This window comes from Mitsuaria sp. TWR114, from assembly GCF_007997345.1.
The window spans coordinates 4,547-4,949 of the sequence record NZ_VOSR01000413.1; the positions used below are offsets into that span (position 1 = coordinate 4,547).

The window sequence follows — 403 nt, forward strand, 5'->3', positions numbered from 1 at the left end:
CCTGCAGCCGGGTCACCGTCTGCGCCAGGCGCTCCCGCTGCACTGGCTTGAGCAGGTAGTCCACCGCGGCGCGCTCGAAGGCCTGGAGCGCGAACTGGTCATAGGCGGTGACGAAGACCAGCAGCGGGAACGGTGTCCCGTCCGGCCACTCGTCGGCTAGCTGCGCCGCCGCCTCGAGTCCCGTCATGCCCGGCATGCGGATGTCCAGGAAACAGACCTCGGGCTGGTGCCGGAGCGCCAGCGTCGCCGCCTCCTCGCCGTGCGTCGCCATCGCGACGATGTCCAGCGCCGGCCACAGCGCTTTCAGTTCCTGGCGCAGATGGGCGGCCAGCAGGTCCTCGTCTTCGGCGATCAGGGCGGTGGGCATGCGGGCGTCTCCATGTGAAGAGGGATTCAAGAGGGA

1 pseudogene (only partly in view) is annotated in these 403 nt (G+C 69.5%); it reads right to left on the reverse strand.

Annotated features, from left to right (window positions below):
• Window positions 1-367, reverse strand: a pseudogene (locus FUT87_RS15460) (LytR/AlgR family response regulator transcription factor) (it extends 394 nt beyond the left edge of the window).
• Window positions 368-403 lie beyond the last annotated feature (36 nt).